Raw genomic sequence first — 4,156 nt, forward strand, 5'->3', positions numbered from 1 at the left:
CGCACCCTTCGCGCTCGCCGTTTCGGGTGCGGTGCGCATCAAGGCCTCCGACATCGGCCTGAAGCTCAACCAGGGCGCCCGGCTCTACATGCTGCCCTGCATTGCCGGCCATGTCGGCGCCGATGCTGCCGCCGTGACGCTCTCCGAAGGTCCGCACCGCCAGGACGAGATGATGTTGATCGTCGACGTCGGCACCAATGCCGAGATCGTGCTCGGCAACAGGACCCGCGTGGTCGCGGCCTCCTCGCCCACCGGCCCGGCCTTCGAGGGCGCGGAAATCTCCGGGGGCCAGCGCGCCGCGCCCGGCGCCATCGAGCGCGTGCGCATCGATCCCGAAACGCTGGAGCCGAAATACCGCGTCATCGGCTCCGAACTGTGGTCCGACGAGCCGGGCTTCATCGACAGCGTGCAGGCAACCGGCGTCACCGGCATCTGCGGCTCCGGCATCATCGAGATCGTCGCCGAGATGTATCTCGCCGGCATCATCTCGGAGGACGGCGTCGTCGACGGCTCGCTTGCCGCGCGTTCGCCGCGCATCGTCGCCAATGGCCGTACCTTCTCCTACGTGCTGAAGGAAGGCGAACCCCGCATCACCATCACGCAGAATGACGTGCGCGCCATCCAGCTCGCCAAGGCAGCACTTTATGCCGGCACCAAGCTTTTGATGGAAAAGCAGAACACCGAGCATGTCGACCGCATCCATTTCGCCGGCGCCTTCGGTTCCTTCATCGATCCGAAATACGCCATGGTGCTCGGCCTGATCCCCGACTGCGACCTCGACAAGGTCTCGGCCGTGGGCAACGCCGCCGGCGCGGGCGCACGGATGGCTCTGCTCAATCGCGGCTATCGCCGCGAGATCGAGGACACGGTCAACCACATCGAGAAGATCGAGACCGCGCTGGAGCCGAAGTTCCAGGAGCACTTCGTCTACGCCATGGCGCTGCCCAACAAGGTCGATCCGTTCCCGAAACTGTCGGCCGCGGTGAAACTGCCGCCGCGCAAGACGGTGAGCGAGGATGGCGTCGCCGGCGATGCCACGCCGCGGCGGCGTTCACGCGAGGAGCGCGCGGCGCGGCGCGGCCGGGACTAAGTTCCCGGCCACTCACGCCACGGACACCCCAGCGGGCAAGAGCGCAGCCCTCGCCCCTTGACGTGGCCTCGTTCCCTCTCGCCATGCGGCAAGGCTTCGGCGCAACCCCTCGGCTCGCGACGGCGCTGAAGGCGCGGCCCGCTTGCGTTCCGTTTCTGGGGATGGATGCAGAAGGCGCAGCAATGGCTTCTCGACAGCGAGGTACAGCAAGGCGGGCGCCGCAAGGCTGACGATGATGATGAGCGCCGGCTGCAGTCCCGCCGGTACGCCGAACAGAAGAGCAAGGCTGGTTGCCGTTACCGCCGTCAAAAGGTGCCAGAGATAGATCGAATAGGACGCCTCGCCCAAAAAGGTGAAAAGGCGTACCGGCCTGAACGGGCTGGCACGTTCGGCAAAGACCGCGCCGGCGACGATCAGCGCGGCCGGCACACCCCAGCGCAGGACGCGCGGGGCTTCCCAGCCGAGCAGTTCACTCCCCGCCAGCAGCAGGAACCCGCAGCAGGCCAGCGTCAGCGCGGCGGCCATTGGAAGCCGGATGCCCTCCGTCCACAACCGTCCGATGATGATGCCCGCCGCGAATTCGAGCACCAGCGACCTGGTGAGCGCCCGCGCGTAGCCCATCGGCAGGAAGAAGTGCAGCAGCGAGATCCCCACCAGAAGCCCGACCACCATGCCGAAGCGGCGTCGTTCACCCAGGAAAAGCGTCAGCGCGAAGATAAGGTAGAACATCATCTCGTAGGACAGCGTCCAGCCCTGGGGAAGGACGGGATGCGGTAAGCCCTTTTCCAGCACCGGCACAAACACCAGCGAGCCGAAGAAATTCAGCGGGCTGAGCATATGGTCGTAGAAGAAGCACGGCTTGAGGAAAATCGCCGAGGCCGTCAGCAGGGTGACGATCCAGTAGAGCGGCACGATGCGCGTGACCCGCCGGCTGATGAACCGCCATGGTTGCGTCGAACGGCCTGAGGTCGTCACCCACATGATGAAGCCGCTTATGACGAAAAAGAGATCGACCCCGGCCGCGCCGACGTCGAACGGGCCGCCGAACTGCTGGTTGACGTGAAAACAGACCACCGCGACAGCGGCCAGTCCACGCAGGTATTGGATGCTGTGGATCTCTGCCATGAATGGCTCTCCGGTCAGCGTCCGCCCAATGCTGCATTGCACAATGGCAGGCAGTCTGCGTCAACCCGGCGGGCGATCAAAAGGTCCGGCAGCTCCTTCAAATTCATTTGAATGCAAATGTTTCCAAAGCGCGCCAAATTGAAACCAAAACGCGGTTTTCACGAAATTCACTCGATACATTGGCGGGGCATTTAGCGCGCATCGAACGGCGGCCAACGACCCATGTCACCCAAAGGCGCTAGGCGGTTTCAGGAAACCGACATGCGCTGGACAGGTCCTTTGCCGCCTCTGTTCTTCAAGGGAGATGACAATGTCGATGTTTGAAAATCTTGGCCGCTTCGGTGTGACGATCAGGCAGGCTCACGCCAGGAACAAGGCGATCCGCGCGCTCAACAGCCTGCCGGCGCATGTCCAGAAGGACATCGGCTGGCCGGCCTCACCGCCGAGTGATCCGCAGGCGGCGCTTGCTTCGCTGCTGCTGGGCACGGCGCGCTGATGACCTTCGCGGACAAATGCAAGTTGCTCGGCATCCGCCGGGCATCAAGTATAAGCCCGGCGGGCGCCAGCAATCGCCTGCGCGCGGCACTTTTGCCGCGCCGGCGATCGTAGCGGCGCGGACAACCGCGCTGTCGTGGACACTGCGTAAATCTTGACATTTCCGACGAGCGCACGATCTTCGCTAAAGAGGGGGAATTCTCTTAGTCGGCTGCAGCCGAAGCTCGTGTATCCGTATGCCAAGTTTGAAAAGCCACGTCGTTTCCTTCGTGCTCCGGCATAGCCGCAAGAAGGCCTTTTCCAGCCCGCAAAACCTGCAGCGATGGATTGCGGCCGCGCGCAAAAGGGAGGACCATCATCCTCCGGCCTCCCTGCACCGGCGTTTCAATATCGGGACAAGCACCGTCGACGGCTTTCCGGTCTACGAAATCGCGCCCCGATCAGGCGTCCGCAAGCGGATTCTCTATCTGCATGGCGGCGCCTATGTCTTTGAAATAACACCCTATCACTGGCATCTCATTGCCGACATGGCCGGCCGTCTGGGCTACGGCATTACCGTGCCTATCTACCCCATCGCTCCCGAGCACGACTTCCATGCCATGTTCGGCATGGTTGGCGACGTTTATCGGCAGATGCTCGATGAAACGGAAGCAAAGGACATCATCTTCATGGGCGATTCCGCCGGCGGCAACATGGCCGTGGTGCTGACCATGATGGCCGCCGAGGAGGCTTTGCCCTTGCCGTCGCGCCATGTGCTAATCTCGCCCGGTCTCGACATGTCGCTCGCCAACCCGGCGGTGTTCGAGGCCGAGCGCAACGACCCCTGGCTTGGCATTCCAGGCGGGCTGGAGGCGATCCGCATGTACAGCGCCGGCATCGACCGCGACGACTGGCACATCAGCCCGCTCTACGGCGACCTCTCGGTGCTGCCGAAGACATTGCTTCTGACAGGCTCGCGAGATCTTCTCACGCCAGACAACCTCGTCTTCGCCGAAAAGGCGCGTGCGGCCGGCGTCGACATCGAAGTCGTCTACGAGGAAGGCATGTTCCACGTCTGGCCGTTGATCGACATGCCGGAATCCCGACGGGCGCGCCAGCATATCGTTGCGTTTCTGGGCGGCGAAACGAAGACATCCCGCAGTTGGACCGCGGGATGGTCGCTGCAGCGCCAGCCAGCCACATGATCGTTGCCGCAAGTCGCATTGCGGTTCGACTGGACGCCGTCCAAGGGAACCCGTATCCGCCGGCGCTGATCAGAACTTGCCGGTTTCCCGGAACACCTCGAACGTCGCGCGGATATGGTCGGCGACAGCCTTGACCGGCGCGCTGGCGTCCGGCGCCACCACCATGGCCAGATTGTAGGTGCCGATATCGGGCATGCCGTCCTTCGGGCAGAGCTCGACCATGTCGTTGCCGAGGAAGGATCGCGGCAGCGGCGCGACCGCG

4 protein-coding genes and 1 pseudogene are annotated in these 4,156 nt (G+C 63.7%); 3 read left to right on the top strand and 2 right to left on the bottom strand.

Features of this window, described 5'->3' with window-relative positions:
* The coding region (locus J0I79_RS34040; protein WP_292870246.1) for an ASKHA domain-containing protein at positions 1–1,090 on the top strand (1,090 nt) is incomplete at its 5' end.
* A gap of 12 nt (positions 1,091–1,102) precedes the next feature.
* Here J0I79_RS34040 and J0I79_RS34045 read toward each other — a convergent pair.
* Positions 1,103–2,215, bottom strand: a complete 1,113-nt coding sequence (locus J0I79_RS34045) for an acyltransferase (RefSeq protein ID WP_292870249.1) — start codon at positions 2,213–2,215, stop codon at positions 1,103–1,105.
* Positions 2,216–2,525: 310 nt separating this feature from the next.
* Between J0I79_RS34045 and J0I79_RS34050 the strand changes: the two genes are divergently transcribed.
* Positions 2,526–2,711, top strand: a complete 186-nt coding sequence (locus tag J0I79_RS34050; RefSeq protein ID WP_292870252.1) for a hypothetical protein — start codon at positions 2,526–2,528, stop codon at positions 2,709–2,711.
* Positions 2,712–2,946: 235 nt separating this feature from the next.
* Positions 2,947–3,894, top strand: a complete 948-nt coding sequence (locus J0I79_RS34055) for an alpha/beta hydrolase (protein WP_292870255.1) — start codon at positions 2,947–2,949, stop codon at positions 3,892–3,894.
* A gap of 69 nt (positions 3,895–3,963) precedes the next feature.
* Here the strand turns inward: J0I79_RS34055 and J0I79_RS34060 are convergent.
* Positions 3,964–4,156 (bottom strand): annotated as a pseudogene (locus tag J0I79_RS34060) (LysR family transcriptional regulator); the annotation flags it as partial.

Source organism: Mesorhizobium sp., assembly GCF_017306585.1.
In the GTDB taxonomy this organism is placed as follows: domain Bacteria; phylum Pseudomonadota; class Alphaproteobacteria; order Rhizobiales; family Rhizobiaceae; genus Mesorhizobium.

Coding starts and splice junctions, on each gene's coding strand:
- J0I79_RS34045 (WP_292870249.1), bottom strand. CDS start 2,215: ATGGCAGAGATCCACAGCATCCAATACCTGCGTGGACTGGCCGCTGTC.
- J0I79_RS34050 (WP_292870252.1), top strand. CDS start 2,526: ATGTCGATGTTTGAAAATCTTGGCCGCTTCGGTGTGACGATCAGGCAG.
- J0I79_RS34055 (WP_292870255.1), top strand. CDS start 2,947: ATGCCAAGTTTGAAAAGCCACGTCGTTTCCTTCGTGCTCCGGCATAGC.